Source organism: Pseudomonas arcuscaelestis, from assembly GCF_016881005.1.
GTDB lineage: Bacteria > Pseudomonadota > Gammaproteobacteria > Pseudomonadales > Pseudomonadaceae > Aquipseudomonas > Aquipseudomonas arcuscaelestis.
The window spans coordinates 38105-53727 of record NZ_JACOPV010000011.1 but is presented as its reverse complement, the minus strand read 5'-3'; the positions used below and the strand labels follow the sequence as shown (position 1 = coordinate 53727).

Sequence of the window (15623 nt, the reverse complement as noted above, 5' to 3'; positions counted from 1 at the left end):
CGCTGCGGGTGTAGTCTCACCCTCACAGCAACGGAACCACGAGTCCCCCGCGATTCGGCTCCCTCAGCATATTCACTGACGAGGTACAGACATTGGCCATCATCCACCCTAAAGTTCGCGGTTTTATCTGCACCACTACGCATCCAACCGGTTGCGAGCTGAACGTACGTGATCAGATCGAAGCCACCCGCAAGCAGGGCGTGCGCAAGGATGGTCCGAAGAAGGTCCTGGTGATCGGTGCATCCAGCGGCTACGGCCTGGCAGCGCGCATCACCGCCGCGTTCGGCTTTGGTGCTGACACCCTCGGCGTATTCTTCGAAAAGCCAGGTACTGAAACCAAGCCCGGCACTGCCGGCTGGTACAACTCTGCAGCATTCGACAAGTTCGCCAAGGCCGAAGGCCTGTACAGCAAGTCGATCAACGGCGATGCCTTCTCCGACGAAGCGCGGGCCAAGGTCATTGAGCTGATCAAGAACGAAATGGGCGGTCAGGTTGACCTGGTGGTCTACTCGCTGGCTTCGCCTGTGCGCAAACTGCCACAGACCGGCGAACTGGTACGTTCGGCCCTCAAGCCGATTGGCCAGCCGTACAAGTCGACTGCCATCGACACCAACAAAGACACCATCATCGAGGCGTCCATCGAGCCTGCTACCGAGCAGGAAATCGCGGATACCGTTACCGTCATGGGTGGTCAGGACTGGCAGCTGTGGATCGATGCCCTGAATGCCGCCGGCGTTCTGGCCCCGCAAGCTCGCACCGTAGCCTTCAGCTACATCGGCACCGAGATTACCTGGCCGATCTACTGGCACGGCGCCTTGGGCAAGGCCAAGATGGACTTGGATGAAACGGCCAAGCGTCTGGGCAGCAAAGTCGGTGGTGGTGCCAACGTTGCGGTGCTCAAGTCCGTGGTTACCCAGGCAAGCTCGGCTATTCCGGTAATGCCGCTGTACCTGTCGATGGTCTTCAAGATCATGAAGGAAAAGGGTGTTCACGAAGGTACTCAAGACCAGCTGGACCGCCTGTTCCGTGACCGTCTGTACCGTGAAGATGGTGCGCCGGCAGCACTGGACGAAGAAGGCCGCCTGCGTCTGGATGATTGGGAGCTGCGTGATGACGTCCAGGATGCCTGCAAAGCCCTGTGGCCGACCGTGACCACCGAGAATCTGTTCGACGTTACCGACTACAAGGACTACAAGCGCGAGTTCCTCAAGTTGTTCGGTTTCGAGCGTGCGGACGTTGATTACGACGCCGATGTAGCCACCGACGTTAAATTCGACTGCATCGAGCTGTAAGCAGTCCTCTGCCGCCGTTCCCGTATTCGTGCGGGAGCGGCGACTGTTTGAGGTTTCCCGATGAGCAGCCTCGAAGCATTTTCACCTCTATTGGCCGCCAGCAGCGCTGCACAAGCGTTTCGCGAAGCGGCAAGCGATGGATATTCCATCGGCGGTTTCAGCTGGCGCCATCCATTGGTCGACAGCGCACGCCCGGTGGTGATCATCAATGCTGCCACTTCGGTGCGTTGCAGTTACTACGCCCGTTTTGCCCAATACCTGTTCAGCCACGGCTTCGATGTCATGACCTATGACTATCGCGGCATTGGAGAGTCGCGCCCGGCGTCGATGCGCAACTTCAAGGCCACCTGGACCGACTGGGGCGTACTGGATTTCGAAGCGGTACTGCAGCGTGCTCGCCGCGAGTTTCCCGGTCAGCCAATCGATGTTGTCGGCCATAGCTTTGGTGGCTGTGCGGCGGGATTGGCAGCATCGTCAACTCAGTTGCGCAGGTTGGTAACGGTGGGCGCGCAGTTCGCTTATTGGCGCGACTACGCCGCCGACAGCCGCTGGCAACTGTTTGGCAAGTGGCATGTGGTAATGCCGTTGCTGACACAACTCTTTGGGTATTTTCCCGGCAAGCGCCTGGGTTGGTTGGAGGACACTCCAGCCGGCGTGGTGAAAGACTGGAGCACCTTGAGCGCAGCCTACGAGCGACGCCCCAGTGGCAAGGCTTTGGTCGAGCGGCCATTTGCCCAGTTCAGGGCGCAAACATTGGCGATCAGTCTGACCGATGATCCTTTCGGCACGGTTGCGGCAATCGAGCGCTTGCTCAGTTACTGCGCATCGAGTTCACCCAGCCATTTGCGCATAGCACCGGCCGATATCGGCGAAGCGCAGATTGGCCATTTCGCCTTTTTTCACAATCGTTTCGAGACCCGGCTCTGGCCAATTGCCCTGCAGTGGCTGCAACACGGGCAACTGGCCGATGGCGCGCCGGGACGCCTGCTCGCCCTTAGCGAGCCTTGAGCGGTTGTGCCGCGAACGTGACGCCGGCCAGACCGTGCTGCATCAGGGCGCGGATGTTGCCGTGGTCGCTGCCCTCAGGGGTGGCCAGGACCGAGCGGTAGTGTTCGCCAAACGCCAACAACGCTTCTTCGTTGCTCAGGCCTTCGAGCAGGGCCAGGCCCAGGGTTTTGCATGAGCCTTCATTCTGCCCGGCAGCACTTTCTACGCCGCCATTGTTGAATGCTTGTGGCTGGTACTCGTAGTGCGCTGCGACAAAAGCCAGGGTATCGGCGAAGGCGTGCTCGCCACTGTTGAGGCTTTTGCGCAGGGTGTTCAGATCAGTCATGGGGCTTTCCTTTGGCGAAGGCAGCTTGCTGTTCGGCGCTGGCTTCTTTCTGGTATTGGGCTTTCCACTCGGCATAAGGCATGCCGTAGACCACTTCGCGGGCGTCATCCATGCTCAGCTCGATCTGGCGCTCGTCGGCGGCGGCCTTGTACCACTTCGACAGGCAGTTGCGGCAGAAACCGGAGAGGTTCATCAGGTCGATGTTCTGTACATCCTTGCGGCTGTCCAGATGAGCAACCAGCCGGCGGAAGGCGGCGGCTTCTAGCTCAATTTTTTGTTGGTCGTTCATGGTCATTCTCGTGACAAGGACAATTCAGTCTACCGCGATGCGGTTTTTTAGATGGCGGCCACCGTTGATGACCACACTGCTGCCGGTGCTGTATTGGCTTTCGAGGAGGAATTGCACCGCCTCGATCAGCGGCTGCGCGCCCGGTTCAAATTCCAGCAAGGCCTTTTTCAAGGTTTGCTGACGATACGCTTCGTCACTGTTTTCCTTGAGAATCAGCAGCCCGGGCAGAATCGCGTTGACTCGCACCACCGGTGCGTATTTCTCGGCAAAGGACAACACCATGTTCTGCAGCGCAGCCTTGGTGGCGGCGTAGCCAATGTGGCTCTTGCTGCCGCGCGAGGAGGTTTCGTCGCAGATATGGATGATATCGGCCTTGGCCATTTTCAACAGTTGCTCGCCCAGCGCCAGGTTCAGGTGGTAGGGCGCTTCGACGTGCAGTTTGAACATGGTATTGAGATTGACCAGGTCGTCGTCGAGCCACAACGAGGCGTTGTGAATAATTGCCCTGAGGCCGTTATAGTTGCTCGTGAGGTGGTCGATCAGGGCCTGGCGGTCGTCTTCCCGGCACAGATCGGCCTGGAACTGGATGATGTTCGGGTGCGGCGCCTCGGCGTTTTTGCTACGGCTGGCGCTGACCACGGTATGGCCGGCCTGCGCCAGGTTCAGGGCCAACGCCAGTCCGACTCGCTGGCTGGCTCCGGTGACAAGAATTGGGCTGTTCATGGTGGGGGCGGTCAACTTTTACAGGTTCGCTTGGATTACCGCCAGCATACCCGAACTAGACCGCGTTGCGCGCACCCTGCGGCCTGCAGCCGCGTGCTGGGGCATTGAGCCAGTTGGCCAGCAGGCGGGTGGACAAGGGAATGAACAAATACACCATCAGCGGCGTTAACCCCAGCGTACTCAGCAGTATGCGCGGGACCAGGTCCAAGGCGGCCAGCCAGTGGCCGAACAACAGGTTGAACAAAAGTGAGACCGGAAAGAACGCCAGCCAGATTGCCACAGCTTGTTTCCAGCGTGGGGGTCGCTGCACCAAATTGGTGCCAAACCAGCCGTCCAGGCCACTGACCCGCAGCTCTTGCGGCTGTTCGAACAGACCGTTGCCACGGGTCAGCCAGGCGTTGCGCGAAGCCGAGTGCTCCCATGCATGCATGGTTTGCTCGTTGGTAAAGCGGAAGATGATCTGAAACTCGTCGCCCTGTGGCGGTGGCGCCAGTACGCCGGAGCCCAGGTAGCCGGCAAAGTCGGTGGCCAATTGTTCGCCTTCGTGAAGCCAGCTCATCAGGTCCTGATAGCGGCCTTCGGCAACGCGGCGCGTTACCATCAACGTAACGGGAGGGGTAGACATTGTGTATCTCCTGGCAACGGGGCAGGGCGGATGGCCTTGCCCGTGTAATGCATCCGGAGTGGTGGACTGCATCGGGTTGCATGCAAAAAGCGGGCACGGATTATTCCTCAAATAAACTGACCCGTCAGTGCTGGGTTGTCGCCAACTGACAGAAATGCCAATAGTCGCTTTTGTATTGCCCGGAGTAGAATGTGCGCTACCCCCAAAGAGTCGTGGTTTTCTGGCAATGCTTGAATCTGCCCAGCCTTCATCGAACGCCGGTGACCTCGATCATGAGGAGCTGTTTCCCATTCGTGAAGTCTCGCGTCTGACGGGTATCAACCCGGTTACGCTGCGAGCCTGGGAGCGCCGATATGGGCTGATCCAGCCGACGCGCACCGAAAGTGGGCACCGACTCTATTCCCAGGCCGATATCGACGAGGTGCGCAATATCCTTGGTTGGATCGAGCGTGGCGTCGCCGTGAGCAAGGTTGGCAAGATCCTGGCACGCAGCCAGAGCCTCAAGCTGCAAAGCGAAGGTATACCCAACCCGGTTTCCAAAGACGATTTCAAACAGTGGCAACTGCAACTGCGCCAGGCTGTAAGAGCGTTCGATGAACTGCGCCTGGAGCAGGTGTACGGTCAGGTGTTCAGTACTTATCCACAGGTGGTGGCATTCCAGGACATCTTCTTGCCGGTCTGGCAGGAGTTGCGCAGCACCCAGGAAGCGTTCGGCCACCTCAGCGAATGGCTGTTTCTTGATGGCTTTCTGCGCGGCCGGGTGTTGCAGCGCCTGCAATTGAGCGCCGGCCAGCAGGAGGTCAGGGTAGTGCTTGCGGCGATACCCGGCCACTGTCGCGAGTTGGAGCTGCTGGTAGCCGCACTGATGCTGGGCACCAGTGAAATCGGCGTGACGGTATTAGGTCTGGGCCAGCCTGTGGAAGAACTCACCCTGGTTTGCGAGCGCATGACCCCGCACGCCCTGGTGCTGTTCTCCAATCATCCACCGGCGCACGACTTGCCCAAGCGCCTGGCTCGCCTTGCCCTGGGCTTGGAGTGCCCGTTACTGCTGGCAGGAGAGGCGGCAGAAATGGCACAGGACAACCTTATCGGTTCGCAAGTGGCGTGCCTTGGTAATGAAGGGCGCTTGATGCTGCGTCGCCTGCAGCAATCACTGGCAGGTCACTTGGACAGTTGAGGGTGCAGCTCCGGGTGAGCTTGGCGATGGGCCTGGAGGATGTATTCGCGTAGCCGGTCGATTTCTGCCTGCTGGCTCTGGTTGAGGTTGTACGCTGCCAGATTTTGCCCGGTTCGCCGCTGCAGAATGCCGTGCAGGGCAATCGGCGTGCAATGGGCAGGGGCAAACCAGAGATCGAAGGTTGTCGGTGGTTTGGGCTGATCCCGAAACTCCACCAGCACGCCCTTGAAGGAAATTTCCCGAACCCACAAACCGGTGCTCAGGCCCAGTTCATCTTCCAACGCGACTGGGGTCTCGAGGGTCAGGCGCCATGGCCGTACCATCGGACCTTCTTCGTAGATGTGCGGCGCACCCAGTTGCAGTTGCAAGGAGTGGAATTCGTCTTCGACCAGATGCAGGGGGAAGGTCATCTGGTGGTTGTCGAACTGCGCCTGCAGGGTGACTTGCTCCTGGGCAATGAGTTGGGTCAACAGGTGCTTGATCTCGGGGCCGCCATTGACCATCAGGCGCGAAGGCGACTCAGCCGAAGAAGGCTGTGAGGTGCGCTGCATGGTCCTGATAAAGTCCAACTCGTCCTGAGTCAGGAGGGCATCTGCTTGCATGGTCGAACTCGAAAGGTCAGTCGTGAATGCATTTAGTCACCGTGATGGACAACCATACGGTAGTTTTGTTTTTACCGTTCGTCGCTTTCCAGCCTGGAAATATGTGCCCTGGCGTCGGCAAGCTCGCGTTCCAGTTCCACCAGCCGATGTTCGCTCTCGATCTGGCGGGTGACATCCTTCTGGATACCAATGAAATATTTGAGCTGATCGGCCTCGTTGAGCACCGGGGTGATCGACAGTTCGTTCCAGAACATGCTGCCATCCTTGCGATAGTTACGCAGGATTTCCCGGCTTGGCCGGCCGCTCTTGATTGCCTCCCGGATTCGCGTGCGGGCGTCCTGGTCACGATCATCAGCCTGCAGGAATCGGCAGTCCTGATAGAGAATATCGTTGGCCTGGTAACCGGTCATTCGTTCGAATGCCGGATTCACATAAATCAGGATGGTGTCGTCATCACCTTCTTGCTCGGCAATCACGACGCCGTCGATCGAGGCATCGACCATACGTTGCAGCAATGTTGCGTTAATCATTCGACGAGTTCCGCAAGACTGAATCAAGAACGGCGGTAGATTCTAGAGGATTGGCTGGCGCCTCACATCTGGAGAATGAGGCCTTTTGCCAGTGTCCAATGCTAGTATCCTACGTTTTTACTCAGCTTCGGAATACTCTATGAAAGTCGCCATCCTTTCCGGTTCGGTCTACGGTTCAGCCGAAGAAGTCGCCCGGCATGCTCAAACCCTGCTCAACGCTGCAGGATTCGAGGCCTGGCACGCCAATCGCGCTACGTTGCAAGACCTTCAGGGCTTTGCTCCTGAAGCCTTCCTGGCGGTGACCTCAACCACGGGGATGGGCGAGCTGCCTGATAACCTGATGCCTTTGTTCAGTGAAATTCGCGATGTGCTGCCCGCAGCCTGGCGTGGGCTTCCCGGCGCCGTGATCGGCCTGGGTGATTCCAGCTACGGAGACACCTTCTGTGGTGGTGGCGAACAGATGCGTGAGTTGTTCGCCGAGATGGGTGTTACCGAAGTGCTACCAATGCTGCGCCTGGATGCCAGCGAAACGGTAACCCCGGAAACCGATGCCGAGCCATGGCTGGCCGAATTGATCAGCGCGCTGCGTAGCTGATCAATCCGTGTGAGGTTGCTCGCGCAGCAATTGCAGCCAGGCCTGCGCTGCGCGTGACAGATAAGCGCCTTGTCGCCAGATAAAGGCGATGTCCCAGCGCAGCTCGGTTGGTTCGCTCAGCGTCAGGCGAACCACGCCGGGGCGTTCCAGGCCTCGGGCTACTACGCTCGGCAGCAACACGACGCCCTGGCCTGCGGCTACTAGAGCGGCGAGGAAGTCGGCCTGGCCGCTTCTCCCACCTTCCTTTGGGGTAAAGCCCATTTGCTGGCACGCGCCAAGCAGCCGGTCATTGAGCACGAAGCTGCGCTGATAGAGTAAAAACGGCGTGTCGGCCAATTGCGCCAGACTGACTCGACCGGCCCCGGCCAAGGGGTGATCGGTGGGCAGCAATGCATCGAGCGGTTCATTGCAGAACGGTTGAAACGCGAATGCCGGATCGTTCGGTGTCAGGCTACCGCCCAGCTCCAGCTCGCCGCTCAACACCGCTTGCTCGACACTGCGGCTACCGCCTTCAAGCAAATGAATGGTGATGTTTGGATGGCGCCGACGGTACTCCGCGAACAGCCTGGCAAACAGCGCGTCGCTACCAAGCTGCGGCAGGCCAAGACGCAACTCGCCACGACCCAGTTGGCTCAGGTCATCGAGTTCATTGAGCAGTTCCTGGCGCATGCGCAGCATAACTTCGCCTCGTTCCAGCACAATCTTGCCGGCAGACGTCAGGTGTAGCTGTGAGCCTTGGCGCTCCAGTAAGGGTGTACCGAGGTCTTGTTCGAGCTGGGCCACTTGCTTGCTCACGGCTGACTGGCTGATATTCAGGATGTGCGAGGCTTGAGTGAAACCCCCGTTGTGGATCACCTCGATAAAACTGCGTAGCTGTTTGAATTCCATGATCTGAATTCCATTGTGGAATGGAAGCTAGTCTAACAATTCGTTTTTAGCGTGGCGAAGGGGGCTCTAGAATAGAGCCTTGAAGAGGTCCACTGCGATGAAACCCGCATCATTTAAACGCTTCCTGCGTCTACTCGCCGAACTGGCAGTATTTCTTTCTCTTTATGCAATTGGCGGTCAGCTGGCAGCTTGGCTCGGCTGGCCAATTCCTGGTGGGGTCATGGGGCTGGCGCTGCTGTTGATCGCGTTTGCCCTGGGTTGGCTCAAGCCTGCTGCCCTGCAGCTGGGCGCTGGTCTTCTGATGGCCGAAATGCTGCTTTTCTTTATTCCTGCGCTGATGAGCCTGCTCGACTACGGTAGCTTGCTGCGCGATGAGGGCTGGCGAATTCTGTTGGTGATCGCGGTCAGTACCTTGATGGTCATGGTTATGACAGCCGTCACCGTGGAGTGGGTGTGCCGCTGGAGGATGCGTCATGACGCTTGAACCCATGCCCCTGTTCTGGCTGATGCTGACGCTATCGGCTTACCTGGGAAGCCGCTGGTTGTACCGGCGCACAGGTCGTTACCTGTTGTCGCCGCTGATTCTGGTGCCAGCGTTGCTGCTGGCGGTTGCGGTACCGTTGAACACGGCTTACGCCGAATACTCACGGGACACCCATTGGCTGATGGCGGTCCTGGGACCGGTGACGGTGGCGTTCGCGGTTCCGATCTGGCAACAGCGGGCCCTGCTGGCTCGTCACTGGCCGGCATTGACCCTGGGAATGCTGGTGGGCAGCGCCGCATCTATCTCCAGTTCCTGGGGCCTGGCGCACCTGTTGTCGCTGGATAACTCGGTGAGCCTGTCGTTGTTGCCGCGCTCGATTACCACGCCCTTTGCCATGCCAATGGCCCGGGATCTGGACGGGGTGCCGGAGCTGACAGCGGTTTTCGTGATGTTCACCGGTGTGCTGGGCGCGATGTTTGGCGGGGTGCTGCTGAAGTTTCTGCCGTTGCGCACGCCCTTGGCACGTGGCGCGTTGTTTGGTGTTGGCGCGCATGGCGCAGGGGTCAGTCGGGCCCATGAGGTCGGGGGCGAAGAAGGCTCTGTAGCGGGGCTGGTGATGGTACTGACCGGGCTTCTCAACCTGTTTGCCGCACCGTTGCTGCTATTGGTGGTGTGACCGGTCGAGTTATTTTACTACCTGACTCACAAGGTCAATAAGCTGGCTGCCAATGCAACTTACCTTTGCCAGTGTGCTGATTAGACTGCGTCACTAGAGCACACGAATGTGCCGAGGTGATTGCAATGATCGCAGCTGATGCCTTGCCCAACCCGCTATCCCCCTGTTCAACGGGGATACGCTGATGCCCTTGACCGAAATTCCATTATGCGTCTGGCGTACTCGAGGGCTGAACCTTACCTTCCGTGGCCAGACCATTCGATACTGGACAGCAGGTCAAGGTGAACCACTGCTGCTTATCCACGGCTTTCCCACTGCAAGCTGGGACTGGCACTACCTGTGGGCTCCACTGACCCAGCGCTTTCGGGTAATTGCCTGTGACATGCTCGGCTTTGGCGATTCCTCCAAACCCGTTCATCACCACTACACCTTGATCGAGCAGGCCGATCTGCAACAGGCATTGCTTGAACACCTGCAAGTTGATCAGCCGGTTCACTTGTTGGCCCATGACTATGGCGGCAGCGTCGCTCAGGAACTGCTGGCACGCCATCATGAAGGTCGGGCCGACATTGCCAGTTGTGTGTTCCTTAATGGCGGGCTGTTTCCTGAATGCCATCGTTCACTGTTGATCCAGAAACTGCTGCTCAGCCGGCTCGGTTGGTTGGTGGCGCGCTCGTTTGGCCGTGATGATCTGGTGCGTAACGTCACCCAGGTCTACGGGCCTTGCACGCATCCCAGCGAGAGTGCCCTGGATGACTGCTGGAGCCTGATGGTTGCCAATCGCGGCACCCGTATCCTGCACAAGTTGGTGGCCTACGTGCCGGAGCGGGCGACCCACCGCGAGCGTTGGCTCGCGGCGATGCAGAAAGAGGGCATACCGCTGCGTTTTATCAACGGTGCAGTGGATCCAGTTTGTGGCGCACATATGTATCAGCGTTACCTGGAATTAATTCCAAACCCAGATGCTGTCTTGCTCCCGGGCATTGGTCATTACCCTCATACAGAAGCGCCAACGCAAGTGTTGCGCCATTATCTGGCGTTTCGCGAGCAGGCCCTGCCTGCGCCGCAGAAGGTGGCCTGGTCCTGAGAGACAGGCAAACTGCATCATTTTCTGGCCTTATCGACAGCCATTCACCCCAGACGCGCTTGATTGTATGCGGGCCAATGCTGGTCGACACTCGGACATTCCCTGTTGATTTGCTGGAGTGTCGAGCATGAGCGATTCTGTGCGCCTGGACGATAAAGTAGTGATTGTGACTGGCGCGGGAGGAGGTCTGGGCCGAGCCCATGCCTTGTTGTTCGCTCGTCACGGTGCGCGGGTGGTGGTCAACGATCTGGGCGGCTCCACTCACGGCGAAGGCGCGAACGCCTCTGCGGCCGACCGGGTGGTTGCACAGATCCGCGAGGCAGGTGGTACAGCACTGGCCAACCATGACTCGGTGGCCGATGGTCATCGTATTGTCGAGCAGGCGCTGGATACCTTTGGTCGCATTGATGTGGTGGTCAACAACGCCGGTATTCTGCGCGACAAGACGTTCCACAAAATGGAAGACAGCGACTGGGATCAGGTCTATCGGGTTCATGTCGAAGGGGCCTACAAGGTCACTCATGCGGCCTGGCCACATTTACGTGAACAGAATTGGGGGCGGGTGATTTTCACCGCCTCCACTTCGGGTATCTATGGCAACTTCGGCCAGTCCAACTACGGCATGGCCAAATTGGGTCTCTACGGTTTGACCCGAACCTTGGCCATCGAGGGACGCAAACACAACATTCTGGTCAATGCCATTGCGCCTACAGGCGGTACGCGCATGACCGAAGGTTTGATCCCTCCTCAGGTTTTCGAGCAATTAAAGCCCGAGCTGGTCAGTCCGTTGGTCGTTTACCTGGGCAGTGAGCAATGCCAAGACAGTGCAGGCTTGTATGAAGTGGGCGGTGGCTGGGTTGGTAAAGTGCGTTGGGAGCGTAGCCTGGGCGTGGGCTTCAATCCCCACCAAGGATTCACGCCCGAAGACATCGCCGCCAACTGGCAGGACATTGGCGACTTTACCGATGCCGTACACCCGCACGACAGCCTGCAAGCATTGCAGCAAATGATGGCCAACCTGCAGAAATTCCCACAGCGCTGAGGCTGCCTGAGGTTGTGGTCGCCCGAGGTTCTTTCCTATGCTGGGCGGTCATGATCGTTACAGGAGTAACAAGGATGTACGAGTCCAAGACAGAAGCGCTCATTTCTCCTCGGCAGTTTCGCTTTCGATTATTGCGCCATGGCCTGGCGGCCTGCGTGTTGCTGGTCGCCTCGGTCCTGTTCGGGGTACTTGGCCATTGGTACTTCGAACCGCACATTCCTCTGCACGATGCCATCTTCAACGCCACCTTGTTGCTAGGTGGGGTAGGGCCAGTGATCTTGCCGCAGACCATGGGCGGCAAGTTGTTCTTTGCCCTTTATGGGTTGTATGTCGGGCTGGTATTTGTTGCCAGTATCGGTTTGATTCTGACCCCTGTCGCTCATCGGATACTGCATCGCTTTCACTTCGACGACAGCGATGACGACGATTGACCGCAGCCGATAGGTGTGGGCTTGCCCTGCGATCAGGCGCATAAAAAAGGCCGCTGCAAAGCAGCGGCCAAGTAAGACGTTAGATCAAGGAGCTTCAAAATCAACGTCGGTGAACCTGATGCCGGGGACGGGGTGTGCACGTCTGAAATGCCCGGGCCAGAGCGGCTGTTGGTGATGGCGCGGTCCAGCTGCAAACAGAATAAGCCGCTGGCCCCAAAGGAAAAATAGTCGATTTGGACATTCACTGTTACATCAATGGCAACAGTGGCCTCGTCCTGACTTTCAAGTATTCAGGGGCGTTTCTTCGTAACCCATGCGCCAACTGATCATTTTTGCCGCCGCCAATAGTTGTTGCGCTGCCGGACCTTGTTCATCTGCATGGAAGATCGAAGTCGGTCCAACGACAGTCAATACCGCGACAATCTTTCCCACTGCATTGAATACCGGGGCCGAAAGCGCATCCACGCCCGGCATCAGCAAACCATGGATATGGTGCAGGCCGCGCCGGCGAATGTCGGCAAACAGCGTTTCATAGTCGTTGACGCTGTGTCCGAGGATGGCCAGTTCCTGGTCGCGTAGTTCGACGGTTTCGCGCTCGGGAAGGTAGGCACCAAATACCAGGCCGGTCGATGAGCTAAGCAAGGGCAGCACCGATCCGATCTGGGTGACCACGGTCACCGCGCGCACCGCCGGTTCGATATTGACCACCGTGGCGCCCTGATTGCCCCACACGGCAATGAAACAGCTTTCGTTGAGGGCATCACGCAATTGCGACAACGGCATTGCCGCAACCTTCAGCACATCCATGCCGCCAAGGGCGGCGAGACCCACGCGCAGCGCTTCACGACCCAGGCCGTAGTGGTTGGTGGCCGGATTTTGCTCGGCAAAGCCACTGGCGATCAGCGCCTGCAAATAGCGATGGACCTTGCTGGCAGGCATGTCGACATGTTCGGCAAGGCGCGACAGGGAGGTGGAGGGCGACAATTGGGCCAAGGCCTTGAGGATATCGGTACCGACCTCGGCCGAGCGTACCTTCTGTTTGCCGGCGCTGTCGGCGGTGGAGCTGGCTTTGGCCATTGTAGGAATGTTCCGGATGGTTCAGATGGGCGTCTTTATAGCTTGACGGTCTTCGCCAATCAAATTACGTTATGCGTAATGTAATTACGATAAAAATAATGCAGCGTGGTTGCCAGCGTCAACGGCGCCAGCCAGCTGCCATCAACCGGCCTGCAGTGGGCCCGGAGGCTCGATGAACCTCGAAAGCACCCCCGTCCTCGACTACTTGAGCGGCTTCGGCAACGAATTCGCCAGCGAAGCCTTACCCGGTGCCCTGCCGGTCGGCCAGAACTCGCCACAAAAGGCGCCCTATGGTCTGTATGCCGAGTTGCTTTCCGGCACTGCCTTCACCATGACCCGCAGTGAGTCTCGCCGCACCTGGCTCTACCGTATTCGTCCTTCGGCCCTGCACCCACGCTTCGAGCGCCTGGAGCGGCAGTTGGCCGGTGGTCCGCTGGGCCCGGTTACCCCTAACCGTCTGCGCTGGAGCCCGCAACCCATCCCGAGCGAGCCAACCGATTTCATCGACGGCTGGGTGGCCATGGCGGCCAACTCGGCGGGCGAAAAGCCGGCCGGTATCAGCATCTACACCTACTGCGCCAATCGCTCCATGGAGCGGGTCTTCTTCAACGCCGACGGTGAGCTGCTGCTGGTACCTGAACAAGGCCGCCTGCGTATCGTGACGGAACTGGGTGTACTGGCCGTCGAGCCGCTGGAAATTGCCGTACTGCCTCGTGGCCTCAAGTTCCGGGTTGAACTGATCGACGCCCAGGCCCGTGGCTATCTGGCCGAAAACCACGGGGCGCCCTTGCGTATCCCGGACCTGGGGCCGATTGGTAGCAATGGCCTGGCCAATCCGCGAGACTTCCTCGCGCCAGTGGCCCATTACGAAGAAATCGATGCCCCGGTGCAATTGGTGCAGAAGTTCCTTGGTGAGCTGTGGGGTTGCCAGCTTAACCATTCGCCATTGGACGTGGTCGCCTGGCACGGCAACAACGTGCCGTACAAGTACGACCTGCGCCGCTTCAACACCATCGGCACTGTTAGTTTCGATCACCCGGACCCGTCGATCTTCACCGTGCTGACCTCGCCGACCAGCGTGCCCGGCATGGCCAACCTCGATTTCGTGATCTTCCCGCCGCGTTGGATGGTGGCCGAGAACACTTTCCGTCCACCATGGTTCCACCGCAACCTGATGAATGAGTTCATGGGTTTGATCAAAGGCGAATACGACGCCAAGGCCGAAGGGTTCCTGCCAGGCGGCGCCTCGCTGCACGCATGCATGAGTGCCCATGGCCCGGACGCCGAAACCTGCGCCAAGGCCATTGCCGTGGAACTTGCGCCGAACAAAATCGACAACACCATGGCGTTCATGTTCGAGACCAGCCAAGTGCTGCGTCCGAGCCGTCATGCGCTAGAGTGCCCGCAGTTGCAGGCCGACTACGATAGTTGCTGGGCCTCGTTGCCGAGCACCTTCACCCCGAATCGGAGATAACCCATGAATCAGTCCGCTATTGCCCGCAGTTGGGTCGAACATGCCAACGGGCATCGCGATTTTCCACTGCAGAACCTGCCGCTGGGGATCTTTACCCACAAGGGTCAGGCCAAGCGCTGTGGCGTGGCCATTGGCGATGCGATTCTCGACCTTGAAGGTGCGTTGAGCGCTGGGCTGTTCGACGGTCAGGCGCGTGCCGCTGTCGAGGCCACCCGTGGCGGTGTGCTGAATGCGTTCTTTGCCCTGGGTCGTGGTGCCCGTGTGGCCTTGCGTGAACGCCTGCTGCAACTGCTCGGTGAGCACAGTGAGCATCAGGCTGCGCTCAAGCCGCTGTTGCTCGCCAGCGTCGAGTGTCAGCTACATCTGCCTGCGCAGATCGGCGACTACACCGATTTCTATGTTGGCATCGAGCATGCCAAGAACGTCGGCGCGCTATTCCGTCCCGACAACCCATTGCTGCCCAACTACAAGTACGTGCCGATCGGTTACCACGGCCGCGCTTCGACCATTCGCCCGTCCGGCACCGATGTGCGTCGACCAAAAGGCCAGACCCTGCCCGCAGGTCAGAGCGAACCGAGCTTCGGCCCGTGCGCACGCCTGGACTACGAACTGGAGCTGGGCATCTGGATTGGTCAGGGCAATGACATGGGTGATTCGATCCCCGTCGCCGAAGCCGCTGAACACATTGCCGGCTTCTGCCTGCTCAATGACTGGTCGGCTCGCGACATCCAGGCCTGGGAATATCAGCCGCTGGGTCCGTTCCTGTCCAAGAGCTTTATTTCGACCATCTCGCCATGGGTGGTGACCGCCGAAGCCCTTGAGCCGTTCCGCTGCGCCCAGCCGGCGCGTGCGGAGGGCGATCCGCAGCCGCTTTCGTACCTGCTCGACAAGCGCGACCAGGCTAACGGCGCCTTCGATATCGAACTGGAAGTGCTGCTGCTCACCGAGCGCATGCGCGAGCAAAATCTGCCCGCCCATCGCCTGACGTTGAGCAATACTTTAAGCATGTACTGGACCGTGGCTCAGATGGTCGCCCATCACAGCGTCAACGGTTGCCAGTTGCAGTCGGGCGACCTGTTCGGTTCGGGCACATTGTCCGGCGCCCAGCCTGGTCAGTTCGGCAGCCTGCTGGAGATTACCCAAGGTGGCAAGGAACCGGTGCAGCTGGCGTCGGGTGAGGTGCGCAAGTTCCTTGAAGATGGCGACGAAGTCATCCTGCGTGCTCGCTGTGTCCGGGACGGCGTGGCATCGATCGGCTTTGGCGAGTGCCGAGGCAAGATTCTGCCGGCACATTGAGA

General features: G+C 59.0%; 19 protein-coding genes. 11 read left to right on the top strand and 8 right to left on the bottom strand.

The window, feature by feature from the left end; translation table 11 throughout:
• The first annotated feature begins 92 nt into the window (after window positions 1–92).
• Window positions 93–1292, top strand: a complete 1200-nt coding sequence (gene fabV, locus H8F21_RS17875) for an enoyl-ACP reductase FabV (protein ID WP_203482159.1) — start codon at window positions 93–95, stop codon at window positions 1290–1292.
• A 60-nt stretch (window positions 1293–1352) separates the two neighbouring features.
• Complete coding sequence (locus H8F21_RS17870) at window positions 1353–2300, top strand: alpha/beta hydrolase family protein (protein ID WP_203482158.1); 948 nt, start codon at window positions 1353–1355, stop codon at window positions 2298–2300.
• Here H8F21_RS17870 and H8F21_RS17865 read toward each other — a convergent pair.
• Genes H8F21_RS17865 through H8F21_RS17850 form a run of 4 tightly spaced genes read right to left on the bottom strand, consistent with a single transcriptional unit; the run spans window position 2287 to window position 4262 of the window.
• Window positions 2287–2625: a HopJ type III effector protein gene (locus H8F21_RS17865; RefSeq protein WP_203482156.1), complete on the bottom strand. Its 339-nt coding sequence runs from the start codon at window positions 2623–2625 to the stop codon at window positions 2287–2289. The genes H8F21_RS17870 and H8F21_RS17865 overlap by 14 nt on opposite strands.
• The gene (locus H8F21_RS17860; protein ID WP_203482154.1) at window positions 2618–2914 is read right to left on the bottom strand and encodes a DUF1244 domain-containing protein; all 297 of its coding nucleotides are present in this window, start codon (window positions 2912–2914) and stop codon (window positions 2618–2620) included. The genes H8F21_RS17865 and H8F21_RS17860 overlap by 8 nt, the downstream gene beginning before the upstream one ends.
• Window positions 2915–2938: 24 nt before the next feature.
• Window positions 2939–3637, bottom strand: a complete 699-nt coding sequence (folM, locus tag H8F21_RS17855; RefSeq protein WP_203482152.1) for a dihydromonapterin reductase — start codon at window positions 3635–3637, stop codon at window positions 2939–2941.
• Between the two features lie 55 nt (window positions 3638–3692).
• Window positions 3693–4262, bottom strand: a complete 570-nt coding sequence (locus tag H8F21_RS17850; protein WP_203482150.1) for an antibiotic biosynthesis monooxygenase — start codon at window positions 4260–4262, stop codon at window positions 3693–3695.
• 226 nt (window positions 4263–4488) lie between these two features.
• On the opposite strand from H8F21_RS17850, the gene H8F21_RS17845 reads away from it, so the two are divergent.
• On the top strand, window positions 4489–5439 hold the full coding sequence (locus H8F21_RS17845) for a MerR family transcriptional regulator (protein WP_236043103.1): 951 nt from the start codon (window positions 4489–4491) through the stop codon (window positions 5437–5439).
• On the opposite strand, the gene H8F21_RS17840 is transcribed toward H8F21_RS17845, so the two are convergent.
• Together H8F21_RS17840 and H8F21_RS17835 are read right to left on the bottom strand one after the other, a co-directional pair.
• On the bottom strand, window positions 5424–6041 hold the full coding sequence (locus H8F21_RS17840; protein WP_203482147.1) for a hypothetical protein: 618 nt from the start codon (window positions 6039–6041) through the stop codon (window positions 5424–5426). The genes H8F21_RS17845 and H8F21_RS17840 overlap by 16 nt on opposite strands.
• A 71-nt stretch (window positions 6042–6112) precedes the next feature.
• Entirely contained in the window at window positions 6113–6571 is a 459-nt protein-coding gene (locus H8F21_RS17835; protein ID WP_203482146.1) for a PAS domain-containing protein, read from the bottom strand.
• Window positions 6572–6710: 139 nt separating this feature from the next.
• Between H8F21_RS17835 and H8F21_RS17830 the strand changes: the two genes are divergently transcribed.
• The gene (locus H8F21_RS17830) at window positions 6711–7166 is read left to right on the top strand and encodes a flavodoxin (RefSeq protein ID WP_203482145.1); all 456 of its coding nucleotides are present in this window, start codon (window positions 6711–6713) and stop codon (window positions 7164–7166) included.
• Here H8F21_RS17830 and H8F21_RS17825 read toward each other — a convergent pair whose 3' ends face one another.
• Entirely contained in the window at window positions 7167–8054 is an 888-nt protein-coding gene (locus tag H8F21_RS17825) for a LysR family transcriptional regulator (protein ID WP_203482144.1), read from the bottom strand.
• A 97-nt stretch (window positions 8055–8151) separates the two neighbouring features.
• Between H8F21_RS17825 and H8F21_RS17820 the strand changes: the two genes are divergently transcribed.
• The 5 genes from H8F21_RS17820 to H8F21_RS17800 all read left to right on the top strand — a co-directional run bounded on the left by H8F21_RS17820 (window position 8152) and on the right by H8F21_RS17800 (window position 11774).
• Window positions 8152–8538, top strand: a complete 387-nt coding sequence (locus H8F21_RS17820) for a CidA/LrgA family protein (RefSeq protein WP_136478094.1) — start codon at window positions 8152–8154, stop codon at window positions 8536–8538.
• Window positions 8528–9214, top strand: coding sequence for an LrgB family protein (locus H8F21_RS17815; protein ID WP_203585128.1), 687 nt, complete (start codon window positions 8528–8530; stop codon window positions 9212–9214). Before H8F21_RS17820 ends, H8F21_RS17815 begins: the two co-directional genes overlap by 11 nt.
• A gap of 184 nt (window positions 9215–9398) precedes the next feature.
• A complete protein-coding gene (locus H8F21_RS17810; RefSeq protein WP_203482143.1) occupies window positions 9399–10301 on the top strand; it encodes an alpha/beta fold hydrolase in 903 nt (300 codons plus the stop codon).
• 127 nt (window positions 10302–10428) lie between these two features.
• Window positions 10429–11343 carry an SDR family oxidoreductase gene (locus H8F21_RS17805; protein ID WP_203482142.1) on the top strand — a complete coding sequence of 305 codons (915 nt, stop codon included), beginning with the start codon at window positions 10429–10431 and terminating at the stop codon, window positions 11341–11343.
• A gap of 74 nt (window positions 11344–11417) precedes the next feature.
• Window positions 11418–11774: a hypothetical protein gene (locus H8F21_RS17800; protein WP_203482141.1), complete on the top strand. Its 357-nt coding sequence runs from the start codon at window positions 11418–11420 to the stop codon at window positions 11772–11774.
• A gap of 282 nt (window positions 11775–12056) precedes the next feature.
• Here H8F21_RS17800 and H8F21_RS17795 read toward each other — a convergent pair whose 3' ends face one another.
• Entirely contained in the window at window positions 12057–12851 is a 795-nt protein-coding gene (locus tag H8F21_RS17795; RefSeq protein ID WP_203482139.1) for an IclR family transcriptional regulator, read from the bottom strand.
• A gap of 172 nt (window positions 12852–13023) precedes the next feature.
• Here H8F21_RS17795 and hmgA point away from each other — a divergent pair, with 172 nt between their 5' ends.
• Both hmgA and fahA read left to right on the top strand, forming a co-directional pair.
• Window positions 13024–14325, top strand: a complete 1302-nt coding sequence (gene hmgA / locus H8F21_RS17790) for a homogentisate 1,2-dioxygenase (RefSeq protein ID WP_203482137.1) — start codon at window positions 13024–13026, stop codon at window positions 14323–14325.
• A 3-nt stretch (window positions 14326–14328) separates the two neighbouring features.
• On the top strand, window positions 14329–15621 hold the full coding sequence (fahA, locus tag H8F21_RS17785) for a fumarylacetoacetase (RefSeq protein WP_203482135.1): 1293 nt from the start codon (window positions 14329–14331) through the stop codon (window positions 15619–15621).
• Window positions 15622–15623 lie beyond the last annotated feature (2 nt).